The sequence below is a fragment of the Pseudoalteromonas sp. KG3 genome, from assembly GCF_030436385.1.
In the GTDB taxonomy this organism is placed as follows: Bacteria; Pseudomonadota; Gammaproteobacteria; order Enterobacterales; family Alteromonadaceae; genus Pseudoalteromonas; species Pseudoalteromonas prydzensis.
Genome location: NZ_CP098523.1, coordinates 3,103,139 through 3,122,936 on the forward strand (window position 1 = coordinate 3,103,139; position 19,798 = coordinate 3,122,936).

General features: G+C 42.6%; 20 protein-coding genes, 3 tRNA genes and 1 riboswitch. Of the genes, 15 read left to right on the forward strand and 8 right to left on the reverse strand.

The window, feature by feature from the left end:
• The first annotated feature begins 46 nt into the window (after positions 1–46).
• The gene (gene epmA, locus NDQ71_RS14655) at positions 47–1,021 is read left to right on the forward strand and encodes an elongation factor P--(R)-beta-lysine ligase (RefSeq protein WP_301561763.1); all 975 of its coding nucleotides are present in this window, start codon (positions 47–49) and stop codon (positions 1,019–1,021) included.
• 255 nt (positions 1,022–1,276) lie between these two features.
• Here epmA and NDQ71_RS14660 read toward each other — a convergent pair whose 3' ends face one another.
• A complete protein-coding gene (locus NDQ71_RS14660) occupies positions 1,277–2,311 on the reverse strand; it encodes an IS110 family transposase (protein ID WP_192543250.1) in 1,035 nt (344 codons plus the stop codon).
• A gap of 110 nt (positions 2,312–2,421) precedes the next feature.
• Positions 2,422–4,515, reverse strand: a complete 2,094-nt coding sequence (locus tag NDQ71_RS14665; RefSeq protein WP_301561764.1) for a TonB-dependent receptor — start codon at positions 4,513–4,515, stop codon at positions 2,422–2,424.
• 120 nt (positions 4,516–4,635) lie between these two features.
• Between NDQ71_RS14665 and NDQ71_RS14670 the strand changes: the two genes are divergently transcribed.
• Positions 4,636–5,031 (forward strand): thioesterase family protein, encoded by a 396-nt coding sequence (locus NDQ71_RS14670; protein ID WP_064668761.1) that lies wholly within the window; start codon positions 4,636–4,638, stop codon positions 5,029–5,031.
• A 114-nt stretch (positions 5,032–5,145) separates the two neighbouring features.
• Entirely contained in the window at positions 5,146–5,547 is a 402-nt protein-coding gene (locus tag NDQ71_RS14675; RefSeq protein WP_064668762.1) for an META domain-containing protein, read from the forward strand.
• Between the two features lie 55 nt (positions 5,548–5,602).
• A riboswitch (TPP riboswitch) is annotated at positions 5,603–5,713 on the forward strand.
• Here the strand turns inward: NDQ71_RS14675 and NDQ71_RS14680 are convergent.
• The gene (locus NDQ71_RS14680; RefSeq protein ID WP_263973455.1) at positions 5,674–5,796 is read right to left on the reverse strand and encodes a hypothetical protein; all 123 of its coding nucleotides are present in this window, start codon (positions 5,794–5,796) and stop codon (positions 5,674–5,676) included. (Overlaps the previous riboswitch by 40 nt.)
• Positions 5,797–5,865: 69 nt before the next feature.
• On the opposite strand from NDQ71_RS14680, the gene thiC reads away from it, so the two are divergent.
• From thiC to NDQ71_RS14710, 6 genes are all read left to right on the forward strand, one after another.
• On the forward strand, positions 5,866–7,818 hold the full coding sequence (gene thiC / locus NDQ71_RS14685) for a phosphomethylpyrimidine synthase ThiC (RefSeq protein WP_301561765.1): 1,953 nt from the start codon (positions 5,866–5,868) through the stop codon (positions 7,816–7,818).
• A gap of 128 nt (positions 7,819–7,946) precedes the next feature.
• Positions 7,947–8,948, forward strand: a complete 1,002-nt coding sequence (locus NDQ71_RS14690; RefSeq protein ID WP_301561766.1) for an FAD-dependent oxidoreductase — start codon at positions 7,947–7,949, stop codon at positions 8,946–8,948.
• 32 nt (positions 8,949–8,980) lie between these two features.
• Positions 8,981–9,178 (forward strand): sulfur carrier protein ThiS, encoded by a 198-nt coding sequence (thiS, locus tag NDQ71_RS14695; RefSeq protein WP_064668765.1) that lies wholly within the window; start codon positions 8,981–8,983, stop codon positions 9,176–9,178.
• A 1-nt stretch (position 9,179) separates the two neighbouring features.
• Positions 9,180–9,998, forward strand: coding sequence for a thiazole synthase (locus NDQ71_RS14700; RefSeq protein ID WP_064668766.1), 819 nt, complete (start codon positions 9,180–9,182; stop codon positions 9,996–9,998).
• Between the two features lie 13 nt (positions 9,999–10,011).
• A complete protein-coding gene (thiE, locus tag NDQ71_RS14705) occupies positions 10,012–11,541 on the forward strand; it encodes a thiamine phosphate synthase (protein WP_301561767.1) in 1,530 nt (509 codons plus the stop codon).
• 1 nt (position 11,542) lies between these two features.
• Complete coding sequence (locus NDQ71_RS14710) at positions 11,543–12,301, forward strand: HesA/MoeB/ThiF family protein (RefSeq protein WP_301561768.1); 759 nt, start codon at positions 11,543–11,545, stop codon at positions 12,299–12,301.
• A 126-nt stretch (positions 12,302–12,427) separates the two neighbouring features.
• Here NDQ71_RS14710 and asd read toward each other — a convergent pair whose 3' ends face one another.
• Together asd and rsgA are read right to left on the reverse strand one after the other, a co-directional pair.
• A complete protein-coding gene (gene asd / locus NDQ71_RS14715) occupies positions 12,428–13,294 on the reverse strand; it encodes an archaetidylserine decarboxylase (RefSeq protein WP_192543121.1) in 867 nt (288 codons plus the stop codon).
• A 15-nt stretch (positions 13,295–13,309) separates the two neighbouring features.
• Entirely contained in the window at positions 13,310–14,368 is a 1,059-nt protein-coding gene (gene rsgA, locus NDQ71_RS14720; RefSeq protein WP_192543120.1) for a small ribosomal subunit biogenesis GTPase RsgA, read from the reverse strand.
• Between the two features lie 122 nt (positions 14,369–14,490).
• On the opposite strand from rsgA, the gene orn reads away from it, so the two are divergent.
• From orn to NDQ71_RS14740, 4 genes are all read left to right on the forward strand, one after another.
• Positions 14,491–15,036 (forward strand): oligoribonuclease, encoded by a 546-nt coding sequence (orn, locus tag NDQ71_RS14725; RefSeq protein ID WP_301561769.1) that lies wholly within the window; start codon positions 14,491–14,493, stop codon positions 15,034–15,036.
• 176 nt (positions 15,037–15,212) lie between these two features.
• Positions 15,213–15,288: transfer RNA gene (locus NDQ71_RS14730), tRNA-Gly, on the forward strand.
• A gap of 149 nt (positions 15,289–15,437) precedes the next feature.
• A tRNA-Gly gene (locus tag NDQ71_RS14735) sits at positions 15,438–15,513 on the forward strand.
• Positions 15,514–15,559: 46 nt separating this feature from the next.
• Positions 15,560–15,635 (forward strand) — tRNA-Gly (locus tag NDQ71_RS14740).
• 170 nt (positions 15,636–15,805) lie between these two features.
• Here the strand turns inward: NDQ71_RS14740 and NDQ71_RS14745 are convergent.
• The 3 genes from NDQ71_RS14745 to NDQ71_RS14755 form a co-directional block, all read right to left on the reverse strand.
• On the reverse strand, positions 15,806–16,231 hold the full coding sequence (locus tag NDQ71_RS14745) for a secondary thiamine-phosphate synthase enzyme YjbQ (RefSeq protein WP_192542373.1): 426 nt from the start codon (positions 16,229–16,231) through the stop codon (positions 15,806–15,808).
• A complete protein-coding gene (locus NDQ71_RS14750; protein ID WP_064665387.1) occupies positions 16,228–16,695 on the reverse strand; it encodes a chemotaxis protein CheX in 468 nt (155 codons plus the stop codon). Before NDQ71_RS14750 ends, NDQ71_RS14745 begins: the two co-directional genes overlap by 4 nt.
• Before the next feature lie 80 nt (positions 16,696–16,775).
• Positions 16,776–17,210 carry a transcriptional repressor gene (locus NDQ71_RS14755; protein WP_064665388.1) on the reverse strand — a complete coding sequence of 145 codons (435 nt, stop codon included), beginning with the start codon at positions 17,208–17,210 and terminating at the stop codon, positions 16,776–16,778.
• Between the two features lie 264 nt (positions 17,211–17,474).
• On the opposite strand from NDQ71_RS14755, the gene NDQ71_RS14760 reads away from it, so the two are divergent.
• Positions 17,475–19,178, forward strand: a complete 1,704-nt coding sequence (locus NDQ71_RS14760; protein ID WP_301561770.1) for a potassium/proton antiporter — start codon at positions 17,475–17,477, stop codon at positions 19,176–19,178.
• A gap of 108 nt (positions 19,179–19,286) precedes the next feature.
• Positions 19,287–19,754, forward strand: coding sequence for a hypothetical protein (locus NDQ71_RS14765; RefSeq protein WP_064665390.1), 468 nt, complete (start codon positions 19,287–19,289; stop codon positions 19,752–19,754).
• Positions 19,755–19,798 lie beyond the last annotated feature (44 nt).

The following is a 19,798-nucleotide window of genomic DNA, read 5'->3' on the forward strand; positions in this document are numbered from 1 at the left end:
ACTTAATTAAATCCCAGCTTAGGCTGGGATTTTTTTTGGAGAAAATATGTCAGCAGATCTTTGGATGCCTAGTGCCGAAATAGCAACCTTGCAGCAACGTGCGAGTATTGTGAGAACTATCCGTGAGTTTTTTTATGCCCGTGAAGTAATGGAAGTCGATACCCCCAGCCTAAGTGCTGCCAGTGTTACTGACGTACACTTAGCCAGTTTTAATACCTCTTTTGTAGGACCTGGCCATGCTAAAGGCCTGCCGCTGTATTTACAGACTTCTCCTGAGTTTGCCATGAAGCGATTATTAGCAGCAGGCAGCGGTGCTATTTTTCAACTTTGTAAAGCGTTTCGTAATGAAGAAGCGGGTATTCATCATAACCCTGAATTTACTATGCTGGAGTGGTATCGCCCCGGATTTGATGAGTTTGCCTTGATGGATGAGATAGATGAGTTAATGCAGCTAGTTTTAAATGTTCCTGCTGCGCAGCGATTAACTTACCAGCAAGCATTCCAACAGGCTTTGGGGCTTGATCCACTGACCGCGACATTGGCGCAATTACAGCAACTCGCTATTGAGCAAGGCTTTGCTGACATAGCCGCACATGAAACTCACCGAGATACTTTACTGCAATTATTATTTTGCATGAAAGTAGAGCCAACAATCGGCCAAGATAAGCCCTGTTTTGTATATCATTTTCCGGCGTCACAAGCTGCTTTAGCACGTATTTGTAAGCATGATTCACGAGTAGCTGGGCGTTTTGAGCTTTACTATCAGAACATGGAACTGGCGAATGGCTTTAATGAGCTTACCAATGCGCAGGAGCAAGCTAAACGCTTTACTGAGGATAATGTATACCGCGATGCTAATAACTTGCCACAAGTGCCTATGGACACGCGTTTAATCGCAGCGCTTGAGCACGGATTACCGCAATGTGCAGGAGTGGCGTTAGGGATTGATAGGTTAGTGATGTTAGCAACCAAAAAACATACGATAAAAGAAGTGATCGCGTTTGATGTAGGTAGGGCTTAATTGAAGAGCCAGGTACTAGGTGACTAGGTGCTTATATGGACTCCCTAAGTAAATCAACAAAAAACTGTCTTTAAAAACAAGTATAGATGCGTGCTTATATACGGGCTTTATTGAGGAGCTACCTCGCCCTAAAATGTACTCGCACCAATAGGCAAACTCTAGGAAGCGGCATCTAAAGTGCCTTAGGACCTAACTTGCTTCTATTGGTCGGTCTTACCTGTTTTACATCGCTCTTTGCTGATTCAACATGGAATATCAAGCCAATGAGATTGGCTGATATTCCGTGTCATTCTTTAATATCGCATAAGCTGTTCTTACCGTTTTGTTTGCGAAAGCAACCGCTGCGATTTTTTTGCCTCTTCTCTCGACTAAGGCTTGTAGCCAACGCTCTTTGCTTGTTCTGGCTGGACGTTTACTCACTTGCGTGATAACAGAAAGCGCTCCTTGGAAAAGAGTGGAACGAAGTCGCTTATCTGCATGACGCTTTGAAATATGCCCAATACGCTCTTTACCACCTGAACTATGTTGCTTTGGTGTTAACCCTATATTTGCTGATGCTTCACGACCGTTGGTAAAATTCTCACCTTGACCTAAACGCACCGCTAGCCCTAAAGCACCGATGGGGCCGACGCCCTCTAACTTCATCAACTTTTGGCAGGTCGTATCATATTTTACAGCGCCTTCGAGCTGGCGTTCCAAAATGGCAACATGTTCGATTTGCTGTAGTAAGTGCTGCCATAAATAATTCAGTGTTTCACGAAAAGACTGAGGCAAGCTATTTTCAGCGTCTTCCAGAATAAAAGGAATGTGCTTACGAAGTTGGGATAAGCTTGGTGGCACAATAATACCAAACTCTCCAAGTAAGCCCCTAATTTGATTACTCTGTGCTATTTGATGTGTTTTTGCTAAATGACGAGCTCGCTCCAATGATTGCAAAGCCTGCTCTTCGGCAGATTGCACACGAACACCATGGATATGCTCTTGAGAAGCGGCGATTGCGATGGCTAAAGCATCATTACGATCCGTTTTTTGCTTAGTTTGGAAAGGCTTAACTGTTCTTGCGGAAATGACTTTGACTTCGTGACCAAGAGCACGTGCTAGCCTAGCCCAATATTGCGCACTACCACATGCTTCCATCGCCACCAATGAGCGTGGCTGCTTAACAAGCATCTCTTTTAGTTTTGCTCGGCTAAGTTCTCGGTTGAAGAGGACTTTACCTTTTGGATCTCGTTTACAGACTTGAAAAACATTCTTTGCTAAATCAATAGCCAATATATTAGTATCTTTCATGTATGGACTCCTTTGGTTAATCTTTTGTCGGATTAAAACCGTACCTCCTCAGGGAGAGGGAGTCCATACATCTAGGAAATCCTAGTACCTAGTCACCTAGCACCTATTAATTATAACTCGTAAATAAAGGTGACACCAGCGACCATAGGTTCGCCAAGCTGGGTGTAGGTATGCGTTGCATAACCATCAGCTGGGTTGTTACCAAACTCAAAACCACGAGTGGGTACATCTTCGTCAAACACGTTACGTGCCCAGGCGCGGATTGACCACTGATCTGCTTCATAGCCCGCACTGAAGTTAACTAGATTAACGCTCGGTGCTTGTGAGTTATGACTATCCGAGAAGTAATAATCGTCTTTGCCTTCAATACCCACTGTAGCATATAGCTCATTAGTGAAGTTGTAACGCGCTGTAAACGCGTATTGGTATTTAGGGGATTGTGATTGTTCACGACCATCTTGATCTAAGCCTGATTGCGCAACAAAGTCATTAATTTTGGTATTTAGGTAACCTGCGCTACCAGTGAAAACTAAATCGTCTGTTAACTGGTAACTTCCTTCAATTTCAAGGCCGTAGTTTTCACCTGAGCTGGCGTTATCAACATAACCAGTAAACTTTTGATTTTCTACTTTCCATGCCTTTAACTGCATGTCTTCGCGGTACATATAAAATGCTGCTAAACGTAGCACAAATTTGTCATCCAGTGAGCTGCCTTTTACACCAAACTCACCGCTCCACAAATATTCTGGCGCAAAACTAACATGATTTTGGAAAAAATCGGCATCAAGGTTTAAGCCATCATCTTTAGCTTTTGCGAGTGCTTCGGAGTTAATGCCACCGGCTTTATAACCACGGGTTAAACTGGTGTAGATCATGGTACGGTCAATCACTTGGTATTCAAGTGCTAGTTTACCACCGACCATGACATCGTCAGTTTCTTCGATAAAGCCGTTATTATCAGTGTAGTCACCTTGGTATTGCTCAACTCGCAAGCCTGTGATTAAGGTGGTTTTATTACCAATCGGCGTTGCGAGTTGACCATAAATAGCGCTATTGCTAGTTTCATAGTTTGAAGCAAATGGATTTGCAAGCCATGTATATTGGCGTTCTAAATCAACTTCACGGTCTTGATAATAAAGTCCTACAACCCAGTTGCCGCCTTTGCCATTAAATTGCAGCTCTGCCGCTTGGTCTTGACGATCGCGAAAGTACGCATCAGTTGAGCTATAACCATCAGGGTGTAGACCGGCAGCACATAACTGTGGCTGGTTAATATCATTACACACCCAATCTTCATCAAAGCTGTAAACTAACTCACTATCAATACCTGATAGGTTAAGACTTACATCAAACCAATCAAAGCCGGTGTATATATTGGCAAGGCCTACGGCAATGCTTTCTTGGTTATCTTGGCCTGGTTCATCTGCTACGCTATTACGACTGTTATCAAGGGTAAAGGCATCATAGCCGTTGTTGATATCAATATAGTGAACGCTTAATTCAGAGCGTAAGTGATCGGTTAGTTGGCTATGTAGTTTAAAGCGGCCAACCATTTCGTCTTGTTGTTGTGTTGCTTTATCAAGGTATAGGTTATCTTGATAACCGTCAGATTCGCGCTGGTAAATACTGGCGCGTACTGCGGTGCTATCTGTAATACCAATACCTGCGGCAACACCCGCTTCATAACTATTGTAGTTACCTGCGCCCAGTTGTACTTTTAAACTTGGCTCAAAGCTTGGATCAGCTGATTCCATTTGGATCATACCTGCCATGCCATCAGCACCAAAGCGTGTGCCTTGCGGGCCGCGGTATATTTCAACTTGGTTAACATCAAATAATAGCGAACTGCCGCCAAGGCCTGAATAATTAATGCCATCAATCACTAAACCAACAGATGGGTTGATTGGATCAACAAACTGCGAGCGTAGACCAACCCCACGAATTTGAATATAGCGGCCACGCGATGCGCCCGAGGTAAAGTTTACATTGGCGGCACTGGCAAGCATTTCATCAAGAAAACTAGCACCACGCTCATTAATTTCACGATCGCTAAATAAGCTAGCGCTGGCGCTGAGGGTTTGAATACTTTCTTTTTGAAAATCCCCAGTAACGAGTATTTTTTCAAGTTCAGAATCATCAGCAAAAGCAGGGGCGCATACTAATGGTAAGAGCGCGGCAGTAATTAAAGACAAGCGTAGTTTCATTCGGTTACTTAACTCCATTTCAGGGACTTGCATGATAGCAACTATTCTTATTAAAGTCGTGATACTCGATATATTAATGTGCTATAAACGCGCACAGTATACATAATAAGGAATACAAATATGACCTTTAAAGTTGACTTTAAAGTGCGTGATTATGAATGTGACCTGCAAGGTATTGTAAATAATAGTGTGTATTTTAACTACCTAGAGCACGCACGCCATGAATTTTTGCACGCCAACGGGGTTGATTTTGCTCAGCTTGCCCGCGATAAAATTAACCTGGTGGTGATGCGCAGCGAAATGGATTACAAGCAGTCACTGGTCCCAGGCGATGAGTTTTATGTTGCTGTAGAGCCTGAGCGCATAAGTCGCTTAAAGTTTGGCTTTCGACAAACTATAGTACGAAAGCATGATGAAAAAGTAATGTTAAAGGCATTGGTGATTGGTACATCAGTGAATGAGCGAGGGCGACCATTCTTACCAGCGCAGATTGATCAGCTATTTCAAGCCCAATAGGCATCTTTTTTACTATCTTAGAACAATTTTTTACATTAAAAACATGCATTTTTAACGGTATAAATGGTTATTTGTTGTTATCATAATGCGATTGAGTTTTAGGTTAGTAATCACATGAAATTAGCAGCAATACCGATGCTTATAATCGGTTTATGTGTAGGCTGCTCATCGACAGGGAACGTCACTAGTGAGCAATTGAAATACACCAAGTGGCAACTATCACGAGTTGATGGTTTAGCGATCCCGGCATCTTATTCTGCCTCATTGAGTTTTATTGAAGCTTTACAAGTCAATGGTTTTGCCGGTTGTAATAAGTTTTTTGGCGAAGGCCAACTGGATGACAGTCATCTAACAGTGAATAAGCTAGGGATGACCCGTAAATCATGTGGTGATGAGTTGGATGAGTTTGAACAGCAGTTTTTAAATGCGTTAAAGCAAGGCGTGCCACTGCAAATTCAAGATCAACAACTGGTGTTAAATGGCGAGCAAACATTTGCGTTTATTCCAGCAGGCTGAGCTCTTGCAGCAAGCGTGTAACTAACGTACACTCGTCAGCGAACAATATATAGAATTTTACTTGTCGGAGTGCCTTGAGTTTTAACTTAAAGGCTGAGATCGCGAAAGCGGGATCCGTGAACCTGATCAGGCTAACACCTGCGTAGGGAACAAGCTGCCTAAAACAGGTGCTTGTGCGCCTGTTTGGCGTATAAGTATCCAGGCTGCCAAGGTTGGGTGTACTTTTTGTAATACCCACCTACGATCCATGTAGCATCTGCTACTCTCTATTGCACAGCAATATCTGACAAGACAACCCTTTTAGCAATGAGGTAAGTCATGTCAAACACAACAAATAAACCGTCTCGCCGCGAAACCCGTGCGGCTGCATCAGATTACATTTATAACCTGACTGGGCAACCGTTCCCAAGTTCACATAAAGTTTACGTACAAGGTACACATGATAATGTGCGCGTGGGTATGCGTGAAATCACCCTAAGCGATACCTTTATTGGTGGCAGCGAAGAAAACCCTGTGTATGAATCAAATGCGCCACTGCGTGTTTATGATACCTCGGGGCCTTATACCGATCCGAATTTCACTTTAGATGTCCGCAAAGGCCTGGATAAGTATCGCGAGCAGTGGATTGAAAGCCGCGGCGATACTGAAGTTTTAGAGTCCGTTACCTCACAATTTTCCCAGCAACGTATGGCCGATGAAGGCCTAGATCATATTCGTTTTGAGCACTTACCAAAAATTCGCCGCGCTAAAGCCGGTAAAAATGTCACGCAAATGCATTATGCGCGTCAAGGTATTATCACTCCTGAAATGGAATATGTCGCAATACGCGAAAACATGGGCCGTGCGCAAATTCAGCAAGAATTATTAGCGCAGCAGCACAAAGGTGAGTCGTTTGGCGCGAGCATTCCTGAGTTTATTACCCCTGAATTTGTACGAGATGAAATTGCCCGCGGGCGTGCAATTTTACCCAATAACATCAATCATCCTGAAACTGAGCCAATGATTGTTGGCCGTAACTTTTTAGTCAAAGTTAACGCTAATATTGGTAACTCGTCAGTGAGTTCATCAATTGAAGAAGAAGTTGAAAAAATGGTTTGGTCAACCCGTTGGGGTGCTGACACGGTAATGGATTTATCAACGGGCCGTTATATTCATGAAACCCGTGAATGGGTGGTACGTAACTCACCAGTGCCCATTGGTACTGTGCCAATTTATCAAGCGCTTGAAAAAGTAAATGGCGTGGCAGAAGACCTAACGTGGGAGATTTTCCGCGATACGCTCATTGAACAAGCCGAGCAAGGCGTTGATTACTTTACTATTCATGCTGGTGTGTTATTGCGTTATGTACCAATGACTGCTAAACGCGTTACCGGTATTGTGTCGCGCGGTGGTTCTATTATGGCGAAGTGGTGTTTAGCGCATCATAAAGAAAATTTTCTATACACTCACTTTGAAGATATTTGCGAAATTTTAAAGCAATACGATGTGTGTTTCTCATTGGGTGATGGTCTGCGTCCAGGCTCCATTGCTGACGCTAACGATGAAGCGCAATTTAGTGAGTTACGTACTTTAGGAGAGCTGACCAAAATAGCCTGGAAACACGATGTACAAGTGTTCATTGAAGGCCCAGGGCATGTGCCAATGCATATGATCAAAGAAAATATGGAAGAGCAACTTAAGCACTGTGATGAAGCGCCTTTTTATACACTAGGGCCACTGACTACCGATATTGCGCCTGGTTATGACCATATCACCTCTGGGATAGGTGCGGCGCAAATTGCATGGTATGGCTGTGCCATGCTTTGTTACGTAACACCAAAAGAGCACTTAGGTTTACCAAATAAAGAAGACGTTAAAGAAGGCTTGATCACCTACAAAATTGCCGCTCATGCTGCCGATTTAGCGAAAGGTCACCCAGGTGCACAAGAGCGTGATAATGCCTTATCAAAAGCTCGTTTTGAGTTCCGTTGGCATGACCAATTTAATATTGGTTTAGACCCTGTTCGTGCCCGTGAATACCACGATGAAACCTTGCCTCAAGAATCTGGCAAAGTAGCACATTTTTGCTCTATGTGCGGGCCAAAATTCTGCTCAATGAAAATCACCCAAGAAGTGCGAGAATATGCCAAAGATCTCGAAGCCAGAGGCATAGATCCTAACAACGTCGGTGATGCTATTGAGATCAAAATGGTCGATGTAGAAGCCGAAATGCAAGCTAAATCAGCCGAGTTTAAACAAACCGGCTCAGAGATTTACCATAAAGCGGTTTAACTAAAAGGCGCTAGGTTCTAGGGAAGAGACTAGGTTTTAGGATGTTGTTAACCTAGAACCTAGAACCTAGAACCTAGAACCTAGAACCTAGAACCTAGAACCTAGAACCTAGAACCGGAGGAACTCTCATGTCTTACAACATTGCAGTGGTGGGGTTTGGTTTAACGGGACGTTTAGCGGCGCTTGAGCTGAGCTTAAAGCATAATGTTACTGTTTATGAAGCGGGGGATGAACAAGCGTTTGATAGTGCTGGGAGAGTCGCGGCGGCGATGCTTGCACCATTAGCAGAATCTGTTTTATGTGAGCAAGATTTAGCTTTGCGAGGGTTGGATTCAATTGCTCGTTGGCCGAGTATTTTAGCGCAGCTTGATGATGAAGTGTTTTTTCAACAGCAAGGCTCCTTAGTGGTGGCTCACCAACAAGATAAGGGTGACTTGCAAAGCTTTATACAACGCTTAAAACCTTTGGCTGGCCATCATGGGCATCCGTTAACGGGTTCGCAAATTAGTGAATTAGAGCCGGAGCTTGCAGGGCGCTTTAATCAAGGGGTGTATTTACCTTGTGAAGGGCAAATAGATAATCAGGCTTTTTATCAAGCTAGCTTCAAGACTCTCAAACAGCGTAACGTGAGTTTTAAATTTGCCCAAGTGATCGATGTAAACTGTGAAAAATTACAGCAATCATTTGATTATATTATTGATTGTCGAGGTCTGGGTGCTAAAAGCACAGTCTGTAAGCTGCGAGGAGTACGTGGCGAGGTGGTGCGTTTGTACGCCCCTGAGGTTAATTTAACGCGGCCAGTGCGGTTAATGCATCCGCGTTATCCAATTTATATCGCACCTAAGCCCAATCATCAGTATGTGATTGGCGCGACAGAAATCGAATCACAAGATAATGGCCCAGCGACGGTCCGCTCAACCCTTGAGTTGTTATCGGCAGCGTACACAGTACATAGCGGCTTTGCTGAAGCTCGGGTGTTAAGTATTCAAACCGGCCTGCGTCCTGCTTTTAGTGATAATCGCCCGCAAGTAACGCAACAACAACAGGTGATCAGCATTAATGGTTTGTACCGTCATGGCTATTTGCTCGCGCCTAGTTTAGTGGCTGATGCTGTGGCTCGGATCAATTAAGGTTTACTATTAAAGTAAGTATAAAAATAAATATGAAATTAACAATTAATGGTCAATATTTTGAGTTGGCAAATAATGCCAATTTAACCCAAGCTTTGCGCCAATTTGCCGCGAAAGAACCTTTTGCGGTTGCGGTTAATGGTCAGTTTATCCCGCGTAGTCAGTGTGATACATGCTTACTTAACGAAGGCGATAGCATTGAATTACTATCACCAATTCAAGGTGGCTAATATGAGTAGCGCAATATCAGATAGTTTTAGTATTTATGGTGAGCAGTTCACTAGTCGGTTATTAATTGGTTCGGCATTGTATCCGTCACCAGCTATTATGGCAGACTCGATTGTAGCCTCTGGCGCGCAGGTGGTTACTGTGTCATTACGACGTCAACAAAGTGTCGCCGCAGGGGATGACTTTTGGCAATTGATCAAAGATACTGGGTTAAAAATCTTACCCAATACAGCGGGTTGCCACAGTGTTAAGGAAGCCGTCACGCTCGCGCAAATGTGCCGCGAAGTATTTGCCACTGATTGGATCAAGCTAGAGTTGATCGGCGATGAATATAACCTACAGCCAGATCCGTTTGCATTGCTTGAGGCAACTAAAATACTGTTAGCCGAGGGTTTTAAGGTATTACCGTATTGCACCGATGATTTAGTGTTATGCCAACGTTTGGCTGATGCTGGATGTGAAGTGCTAATGCCGTGGGGAGCACCGATTGGCACAGGTAAAGGACTATTAAATCAATATAACTTAAAAACTATTCGGGAGCGTTTACCCAATACCACATTGATTGTTGATGCTGGCCTTGGTTTACCATCACATGCCTGCCAAGCGCTTGAATTAGGTTATGATGCGGTGTTATTAAATTCGGCTATTGCAGGGGCGGGCTGCCCTGTTACCATGAGTCATGCATTTAAAGCAGCCGTTGATGCGGGTCGTTTTGCTTACCGAGCAAAGGCAATGCCAGAAAAAGACGTTGCTGCGCCATCTACCCCTACTATGGGTATGCCTTTTTGGCATCAAGAATTTGGTATTAAGAATAAAAATTAGGAAATACATAACTATGAATCATGTTGTTTGGACAATTGCTGGATCTGACTCTGGCGGTGGTGCAGGTATTCAGGCGGATATTAAAGCGATGCAAAGTTTTGACGTGCATGGTTGTACAGCTATCACCGCATTGACTGCGCAAAACAGCTTAGGGGTTGAAGCACTTAACCCGATTTCAACCGACGTTATTGAGTCGCAATTACTCGCTCTTGAAAGCGACATGAAAGCTCGAGTTATTAAAATTGGTATGCTGGCCAATGTGCAGCAAATTCAATTGATCAGTGAACATTTAAAACATTATAAAGCCACTTGGCCGGTTGCGCCTTTGGTTGTATATGATCCGGTGGCCATTGCCAGTAGTGGTGACTTACTCACCGAAGAAGATACGGTTAGCGCAATTAAAGAATGCTTATTACCGCTGGTGGATGTGATCACCCCAAATACCCATGAAACTCAGTTATTGACCGGCGTGTATTTAATTGGCCCCGGTGCCGTTATTGAGGCAGCCGAAAAGCTGCAAAGTTGGGGCGCTAAAGCGGTGATTATCAAGGGCGGTCATTGGGATTACCCAAGTGGTTATTGTATTGATTACTGCAGGGATGGTAGCGCTGATGGTAGTAATGAATATTGGCTCGGTAATGAAAAAATTCAAACGCCGCACAGTCACGGTACAGGGTGTAGTATGGCGTCGGTGATAGCAGCCTGTTTAGCAAAAGATTACCCATTAAAAGATGCTTTTATCTTAGCGAAAGCGTATATCAACCAAGGTTTAAAAGCGGCTGTGCGCTATGGTGAAGGGATTGGCCCTGTAGCACAAACGAGCTTTCCAGAAAACCTTGCCGATTACCCACAAGTAATAGAAGCGGGCAGTTGGCTTGGTGATGAACTGGACTTTGAACAACCGAATGAATTTATGATGGCGGCAGGCTTTACTGAGTGTGAAAGTAAACAGCTTGGTTTGTATGCAGTAGTTGATACGTTAGATTGGTTAGAAAAGTGCTTAGCGCAAGGGGTTAAAACCGTACAGCTAAGAATGAAAAATGGCAGTGAAACCGAGCTTGAACAAGCGGTCGCAGCGGCGGTCACACTTGGTAAAAAGTATGACGGCAACGTGTATATAAATGACCATTGGCAATTAGCCATTAAGCATGGTGCTTATGGCGTTCACTTAGGGCAAGAGGATTTGCTCGACGCTAACTTGGTTGCAATTAAAGAATCTGGCATGCGGTTAGGGCTCTCTACTCACGGTTTTTACGAAATGCTACGCGCTCATAATTACCGCCCGAGTTATATGGCGTTTGGCGCTATTTACCCAACCACCACCAAAGATATGACAGGGCAAATTCAAGGGCTTGAAAAGTTAAAACACTTTGTGCCGTTAATGCAAGATTACCCAACCGTTGCCATTGGCGGTATTGATTTAGCGCGTGCTAGTGAAGTTGCAGCAACGGGGGTTGGTAGTGTTGCAGTGGTCAGAGCAATTACAGAGTCTGCGGATTACCAGCAAGCTATCGTCGATTTACAAAGCGCTTTGGGTTATTAAAATGGTTGAGTTATCTGACAAAGAGCAGCTGCGTTATAGCCGTCATTTAATGCTCAAAGAAGTGGGGCTTGAAGGGCAGTTAAAATTAAAAGCAGCCCATATTGTGGTAGTTGGCGCGGGAGGCTTAGGCAGCCCCGCGTTGCTGTATTTAGCTGCGGCTGGGATTGGCGAATTAACCTTGTTAGATGACGACAAAGTAGAGCTTTCAAACTTACAGCGCCAAGTGCTCTATAAAGTAAATCACTTAGGGCAAGATAAGGTCAGCGCTGCGGGGAAAGTATTAGCCAGCTTAAATAATCAAATCAAGATCAATACAATAAGTGCCAAACTAAATGCTGAGAATGCTCAGCAAGTGTTTTCTGGCGCTACTTTAGTACTTGATTGCAGTGATAACTTCAGCACGCGTTATGTGGTTAATAAGCAATGCTTAGCTCTGGGTATACCACTGGTGTCGGGGGCGGCAATCGCGAGCGAAGGTCAGCTAATGTGTTTTGATTTTCGCCAGCCTCAAAGCCCTTGTTACGGCTGTTTATTTGGCAAGCAACCACAACAGCAAACGCTAAATTGCAGTAATGCAGGCGTGCTAAGCCCATTATTAGGTGTGATCGGTTCAATGCAGGCATTATTGGCTGTTAACATTGTGCTTGGCCATCACCAAGGTAGCCAGTTTATTCGTTTTGATGGACTAACTTTAGCGCAGCAGCAGTTTCAATTAACTAAAGCGCCGGGGTGCTCAGAGTGTGCTGCAGAAATCGATTAAATAAAAAACGCGGAATGACTCTAGCCTTTCCGCGTTTTTAGTTAAATCTAGTCGCTAACTAGCTAACTAGCTAACTAGCTAACTAGCTAACTAGCTAACTAGCTAACTAGCTAACTAGCTAACTAGCTAATCATCAATCTTAGCGAACGGTGTGCCCATGCGAGTCACAGTACCTGGTTTTTGATCATCAAGGATGTCTGCTTTATCTGCACCCCAAGCTAAAATAACCGTCGAGCCAAGCTTAAAGCGACCCATCTCTTCACCTTTTTTCAAGGTAATGGCGTTGTCACCAGAAGTTGGATAGTTCCAGCTAAACACATCTTTACCTGCTGGTGGTGTAACGGTACCAGCCCAAATTGTTTCGATGCTGGCTACAATCGTTGCACCGACTAATACCATGGCAAGCGGGCCAATTTCAGTGTCAAAAATCGCTACGACACGCTCGTTACGTGCAAATAAGTTTGGCACATTTTGCGCGGTAAGCGGGTTTACTGAAAACAAATCACCCGGTACATAAATCATTTTGCTCAAGGTGCCATCAATTGGCATATGAATGCGATGATAGTCTTTTGGTGCCAAATAAATAGTTGCAAAGTCACCACCTAAAAAAGGCGCTGTATCTTGCTCTGAGCCACCAAGTAATGCTTGTAAGCTGTAGTTATGACCTTTAGCTTGAATAAGCTGCCCTTCAACAATCGGGCCTAATTGGCTAATTGCACCATCTACTGGATGTGCAATGATGTCACTATCCGTTGTTAATGGCCGTACGCCGTCTTTTAGTGGACGAGTAAAAAATTCATTAAAGGTTTTGTAATGAGCGGGGTCGCTATATTGCGCTTCACTCATATCTATTTTGTATTGTTTAATGAATAGTTTGATCAAGGTAGTGGTTAATGCACCAGCTTTTGCTGCGGCTAATTTACCTACCATACGCGATACAAAATGTTTTGGCATTGCATACTGCATTGCGATTTTGAATTTATCTAAACTCACTGACTTCTTCCTAATTTATACGCGCGGAGCACGAGCTCCGGCACGGCCATCGGCCATTGTTTCTAAAATTCTGTGGTAACTATCAAACCGTAGCTGCGAAATATCACCTTCATCAACCGCTTGGCGAATTATACAACCTGGATCGTTTAAATGCTTGCAGTCTCGAAAACGACAGCCACCGATAAACTCACGAAATTCTTTAAAGCACCAAGTAACGCGTTCAACATCTAAGTGCCATAAACCAAACTCACGAATACCTGGTGAGTCAATTAAATTACCGCCAGAAGGGAGGTGATGAAGTCGTGACACGGTTGTTGTGTGTTGGCCAAGGCCACTATTTTCAGAGACCTCCTTAGTGAGTATTTCGGCATCAGGTAAAACAGTGTTAACTAAGGTTGATTTACCCACACCACTTTGACCAACAAAAATACTGTTCTTATCAACTAACGTTTCTTTTAGCGCGTCAATGCCGTAACCGCTTTTATTACTTACTAATAAAACCTGATAATCAAGCTTACGGTAAATATCGAGCACTTGGTTAATGCCTGCTAAGCCTTGTTCGTCAATCAAGTCTATTTTATTAAGTACTAAAATAGGCTCTATGCCCATGTCTTCACAGGCAATTAAATAACGGTCGATAATACTAGGAGTAAACTCTGGTAGTACTGCTGACACCATTAGAATTTGATCTATGTTGGCTGCTATGACTTTTACACCATCGTAAAAATCAGGACGTGTTAACTGCGAGCGACGATCGTGCATCGCTTCAATTACACCTGCTAAATCACCTTCACTGACTTTAGCGCGACGAAATTGTACTTCGTCACCACAAACAATACCTTTGACGGTACGGCGAATATTACAACGTAATACATCACCGTTATCGGTTTCTATGTCAGCATGTTGACCAAATCGACTGATCACCACCGCATTTTCAGCGGCGCCTAAATTGTCAGTTTGCCATTGCGCTGATGTACCTTTAGTTGCGGCAGTATCAGCGTTAGACAAGCGCTTTTGGTGATTGGCCTTGATCCGGCGGGATTGGCCTTTACTTAATTTCTTCTGTTTTGCCACTTTTGGCCCATAACTTAGCTAAATGTCGTGCTTTTTGAAAAAAAAGCTTTAGGTCGACTGATGATACTAATATGATATAACTAAATGCGTTGGATCTAAAGGAAAGTACCGCTTAGGTAATTATGTCTTTTCATAAATCAAATCTTATCTGGCTCGACCTTGAAATGACAGGTCTTGAACCAGCCACAGATAAAATACTCGAAATTGCGACTGTTGTCACCGACAGTGAGTTAAACATCTTGGCTGAAGGGCCTACAATTGCTATTCATCAAAGTGATGAATTACTTGATGGCATGGATGAATGGTGCACGACTCAGCATGGTCAATCTGGGTTAACAGCCCGCTGTAAAGCAAGCACATTCACAGAGCAAGATGCTGTAGAGCAAACCTTGGCATTTTTAAAGCTGTGGGTTCCTGCGGGCGCTTCACCTATGTGTGGTAATTCAATTGGCCAAGATAGACGCTTTATGAATAAATACATGCGTGAGCTGGAAGATTACTTCCATTATCGCAATTTAGATGTCAGCACCATTAAAGAACTTGCACGACGCTGGAAACCAGAAGTGTTAGCGCAAGTGAATAAAAAAGGCTCACACCTTGCTTTGGACGATATCAAAGATTCGATCATGGAATTAAAAGTCTACCAAGAAAAATTCTTTAATTTGTAAAAAACACTTGCAAACACATCGGATTATTGTAGAATCCTGCCCCGCTTAAGACGATAACCCCCGCGGGGTTAGTGTGTTTGAGTGCAGGTTAAAGATTCAAGAAGAAAGGTTAAAGGGACGAGGTTTAATATTGATAGAACCTAGAACCTAGAACCTAGAACCTAGAACCTAGATATGCGGCACTAGCTCAGTTGGTAGAGCGCGACCTTGCCAAGGTCGAGGTCACGAGTTCGAGCCTCGTGTGCCGCTCCAATTTCTCACCAAAGAAATTGCAGCAAGTTTCAAGAATAAAGTTCAAAGTTGATAGAACCTAGAACCTAGAACCTAGAACCTAGAACCTAGAACCTAGAACCTAGAACCTAGAACCTAGAACCTAGAACCTAGAACCTAGAAGTTATAATGCGGCACTAGCTCAGTTGGTAGAGCGCGACCTTGCCAAGGTCGAGGTCACGAGTTCGAGCCTCGTGTGCCGCTCCAATTTCTCACCAAAGAAATTGCAGTAAGTTTAAAGTAAAAATATAATGCGGCACTAGCTCAGTTGGTAGAGCGCGACCTTGCCAAGGTCGAGGTCACGAGTTCGAGCCTCGTGTGCCGCTCCAATCTTCATCAAACATCAAAAAAACATCCCAAGGTCGAACTAAGTCATAGCAGTTCAAGCTACAGCTTCAACCTTTTAAATACATTACCAATCGACTTAAATATTTAGCCCTTCAATATAAACGACTTCATTTATTTAAAAAGCTGATTTAGAGTGTTTCCTGATAGCTTTTTAAACTTGCCCTTGCAGTGTTGCGACAATACGTCTTGCCCCACCATGATCTCGATGCTCGCCTAAATAGATACCTTGCCATGTACCAAGCTGCAGATGCCCTTGGCTGATTGGAATGGTGAGTTCACATCCTAAGGTGCTGGACTTTATGTGCGCAGGCATATCATCATCGCCTTCGTAATCATGGCGATAATAAGGCTGACATTCTGGAACAAATTTATTGAAGTGACTTTCCATATCCATTCTAACCGTTGGGTCGGCATTTTCATTGATGGTTAAGCTTGCTGAAGTGTGTTGAATAAAGAGGTGTAATAAGCCGATTTGATAATGGGCTAGCTCGGGTAGTTGGCTGATTATTTCATTATCAATAATATGAAAGCCTCTAGGACGAGGCTTTAATTGAATGGTTTTTTGCAACCAGCTCATATTTTATCGAAACTAACTTCGATATTGGCATTACCTGCATCAGAGGTGAATGGGATCAATATTTTTGCCCCTTCGCTCTTATGGGTAATGGTATGACCGTGACCAGAGACAACTATCGGGGTTGCCATATCAAAGTCATAGCCTTTTTCGCCGAGTAGATTTTTTGCACCGCCAGTAACCATGTTGGTAATTTCACCAACCATATCAGTTACTTCTTCATTGATTGAATCCGGGCGTTCACCAAGCATTCTCTCCATTATAGTCAGTGCTAGGCTCTCATCAAATGTGATTGAGAATGAGCCTTTAGTTTGTGGTCCTACCATGCCTATTAATCCAGAAACGTCGCCACAGGCAACTTCATCTTTTTTAATTTTTGGCTTCCCCGGTTTTAGCTCGGTTTGCGCCATTGTGCTGAGCACATTCAACAAAGATGATAAAAAAGGATTGATGAACTCTACATTCATTGCTGTTTATCCCTCGAATTTAGCAGTTTTACTGCGGTTATACTTTAAAGTGTAGTGACTAATTTTAGCTCTGCACTTAATTATTCTTTACACTGTCCACATTTACCGTGGGCTTCAATAGTCTGTCCAGATACAATAAACCCACTTTCAGCGGCAAGACTATTAAGCTCATGCGAAATGACACTTGAATGTAGTTCTTTGACAAAACCACAACTGTCGCATATTAAAAGTTGCACAGGATGAATATGATCAAAATGATGGCACAGCATAAATGCGTTAGTGCTTTCAATTTTGTGGATAAAACCAAGTTCGGCTAGAAAGTCCAAGGCACGATAAATGGTGGCTGGTTTTGCTCCTGATTCTGTCAGTTTTAGTTGCTCTAATAAATCATAAGCACCCACTCCTCCTTGAGCACTTGCTAATAGGCGAAATACTTTTTCACGGATTGGTGTAAATCGCGCACCGCGATTGTCACACACTTGCTTGGCTTTACTAACGAGTGATTCTATATTCATCTTTTCTTATCCTTACGCTACCCGTGATATACTAACATACTGTATTGTAGTTGCAGTGTTTTTATTCGCTAGCAGTATTTTTCTAGGGACCTTGTTGATGCATGAATTATTGGGCGTGTTTATTTTCTTTTTGTGGTTTTTTTGGTATCAGTAATAGAACACTATCAGGATGGTACTTTTAATCAATAGTAATGCAAAGTGATTAATTTTTGAGTTTTATTAATATGACAGCTATTTAGCGCTAGTCTTCTGGGAGTGAGTTGAATGTTTTTTATTGATGAGCTAATTCTTTTAGCTGCCGTATTAATTTTATTGGGTATTTTATCGAGTAAATTGTCAGCCCGTTTAGGTTTGCCAGTTCTGGTTTTATTTTTATTAATAGGAATGCTTGCAGGCGAAGATGGTATTGGTATTACCTTTGATAATGCCGAAGCTGCCCATACTTTAGGTACTCTTGCATTAGCGATGATCTTGTTTGATGGTGGTCTGCAAACCTCAGTTAAATCGATCAAACAAGTCTGGAAGCCAGCAGCTATGCTCGCGACTGTTGGTGTACTTGTTACAGCTACCATAACTGGTTTTGCTGCAGTTTATATTTTGAAGTTATCCGTTTACGAAGGCCTATTATTGGGGGCTATTGTTGGCTCTACAGATGCGGCTGCGGTTTTCGCATTATTACGAAATGCAGGGATTCATTTAAATAAACGTTTGGCGGCAACACTTGAAATTGAAAGCGCTTCAAATGATCCAATGGCTATATTCTTAACAATTGGATTATTAGAGATCATTGTTAATGACTTACAAATTGGTGTTGGTTTATTGCAGCTATTGGTGATGCAAATGGGTCTGGGTAGTTTAGTTGGATTAACTGTCGGTTGGAGTGCGGTTAAACTGATTAATAAAGTACATTTAGGTGCTTCAGGGCTTTATCCTGTAATGGTCGTGGCTTGTGGTTTGCTCGCATTCGGTATCGCGGCAAATATAGGTGGAAGTGGGTTTTTAGCCATTTTTATAACGGGTGTCATTATAGGTAATAGCCAATTTGTCTTTAAAAAAAGTACACTGTTGTTTCACGACGGTTTGGCTTGGTTGAGTCAAATTACTATGTTCGTAATGTTAGGTTTACTTGTTACGCCAAGCTCATTATTAGGTGTTTGGTTTGAAGGTTTGCTGATTGCCTCTATTTTAGTTTTTGTCGCTCGCCCCCTTGCAGTCATACCTATTTTGGCTATTTTTGGCTTTAAAGGGCGTGAGATTGCTTTGGTTTCTTGGGTTGGCCTAAGAGGGTCCGTACCAATTATTTTGGCAATATTCCCTTTACTTTTCGGTTTACCGAACGCTGCATTGATTTTTGATGTTGTTTTTTTCGTGGTGCTATTGTCGGCGATAGTTCAAGGTTCAACTTTAGCTCGAGTCGCTAGAAAATTGGGTTTGATTGAGGAAGAGGTAGGAGAGCCTGCTGCAACTTTAGAAATTACTGCATTGGGGGATGTTGATGCAGAAATCGTTCAGTATACAGTAGGAGAAAATTCAAAAGTAGTTGGCCGATGTTTGTCTGATATCGCGTTACCCGATAACTCAGTTGTAGCTATGATCACACGTGGTACTAAAGTTATTGCACCAAGAGGTTCAACAAGCATAGACACACATGATCATGTATTTATTGTGTTACGTCCCGAGCTCAGAGTTTTTGTTGATTGGATTTTCTCACCAGCAACTGGAATTATATTAAAAGAAACTTTTAGTAAGCCACTTTATCTAAAGGGCTATACTAAAGTTGGTGATATATTAGACTCTTATGGTCTTGATTTAGCGCATGATCGCCATTTAACTTTAGATGAGGTAATTAGAAATAAGGTTAATAATGATTTAAAGATTGGCAGTGAGGTTGCACTGAATGACATATTCTTGGAGGTGCAAGGTATGGTTGGAAAGCGTATTTCAACAGTTTGTTTAACGTTGGCTTAGCTGTTATTGCTTGACTGATATAGCTGATATTTATCATATTTAGACTTTGAAATATCGTTAAGTGTTATCTAGTTTTACTCTATAGGTTTTTTAATTTAAGGAATGGAAATGAAGCTTAAAAGTATTGTTTTATCTACGTTGATCCTGTTTGGGACCGTAGGCTGTTTAGAACCAGACTACGATAGAGATGCGGTAAGGGTGGTGGAAGTTACAGAGCATGGTTTTGAGTTAAATGGACAAAGCGCAGTAACTATTTTTGTTGGAGAGAAGAATACCCCCAAGTTTAGTTTTACAATGTTAAAAAGTGATTTGAAAAAAGGGACCTTGCTGCAATCAACTTCAAACAGTGAGCCAAATCTAGCTGTTAGTGCAAGCGTTGGTTCAGAGTATTATACTCAGTCAGCAGACTTTGCTACGTCCGCATCATTGCAGGTTGTGGAGTTAGACAAAACCAATAAAATTGCGAAAATAGCTGTCGGAGCTAAACTGGTAAACCCTAAAATTAAAAATTACACCGAACTTGCAGTAACCGTTGTTGAAGTGAGCGGTGTTAATTATGATTACTTAGTTAAATAACCTGAGGTTAGATAATAAATCTTAATTGAGCCATTTACAGCTGT

Coding starts and splice junctions, on each gene's coding strand:
- NDQ71_RS14660 (WP_192543250.1), bottom strand. CDS start 2,311: ATGAAAGATACTAATATATTGGCTATTGATTTAGCAAAGAATGTTTTT.
- NDQ71_RS14750 (WP_064665387.1), bottom strand. CDS start 16,695: ATGAATGTAGAGTTCATCAATCCTTTTTTATCATCTTTGTTGAATGTG.
- epmA (WP_301561763.1), top strand. CDS start 47: ATGTCAGCAGATCTTTGGATGCCTAGTGCCGAAATAGCAACCTTGCAG.
- NDQ71_RS14755 (WP_064665388.1), bottom strand. CDS start 17,210: ATGAATATAGAATCACTCGTTAGTAAAGCCAAGCAAGTGTGTGACAAT.
- NDQ71_RS14700 (WP_064668766.1), top strand. CDS start 9,180: ATGAGTAGCGCAATATCAGATAGTTTTAGTATTTATGGTGAGCAGTTC.
- NDQ71_RS14745 (WP_192542373.1), bottom strand. CDS start 16,231: ATGAGCTGGTTGCAAAAAACCATTCAATTAAAGCCTCGTCCTAGAGGC.
- thiE (WP_301561767.1), top strand. CDS start 10,012: ATGAATCATGTTGTTTGGACAATTGCTGGATCTGACTCTGGCGGTGGT.
- NDQ71_RS14675 (WP_064668762.1), top strand. CDS start 5,146: ATGAAATTAGCAGCAATACCGATGCTTATAATCGGTTTATGTGTAGGC.
- thiC (WP_301561765.1), top strand. CDS start 5,866: ATGTCAAACACAACAAATAAACCGTCTCGCCGCGAAACCCGTGCGGCT.
- NDQ71_RS14680 (WP_263973455.1), bottom strand. CDS start 5,796: ATGGATCGTAGGTGGGTATTACAAAAAGTACACCCAACCTTGGCAGCC.
- NDQ71_RS14760 (WP_301561770.1), top strand. CDS start 17,475: ATGTTTTTTATTGATGAGCTAATTCTTTTAGCTGCCGTATTAATTTTA.
- thiS (WP_064668765.1), top strand. CDS start 8,981: ATGAAATTAACAATTAATGGTCAATATTTTGAGTTGGCAAATAATGCC.
- NDQ71_RS14765 (WP_064665390.1), top strand. CDS start 19,287: ATGAAGCTTAAAAGTATTGTTTTATCTACGTTGATCCTGTTTGGGACC.
- NDQ71_RS14665 (WP_301561764.1), bottom strand. CDS start 4,515: ATGAAACTACGCTTGTCTTTAATTACTGCCGCGCTCTTACCATTAGTA.
- NDQ71_RS14710 (WP_301561768.1), top strand. CDS start 11,543: ATGGTTGAGTTATCTGACAAAGAGCAGCTGCGTTATAGCCGTCATTTA.
- orn (WP_301561769.1), top strand. CDS start 14,491: ATGTCTTTTCATAAATCAAATCTTATCTGGCTCGACCTTGAAATGACA.
- NDQ71_RS14670 (WP_064668761.1), top strand. CDS start 4,636: ATGACCTTTAAAGTTGACTTTAAAGTGCGTGATTATGAATGTGACCTG.
- NDQ71_RS14690 (WP_301561766.1), top strand. CDS start 7,947: ATGTCTTACAACATTGCAGTGGTGGGGTTTGGTTTAACGGGACGTTTA.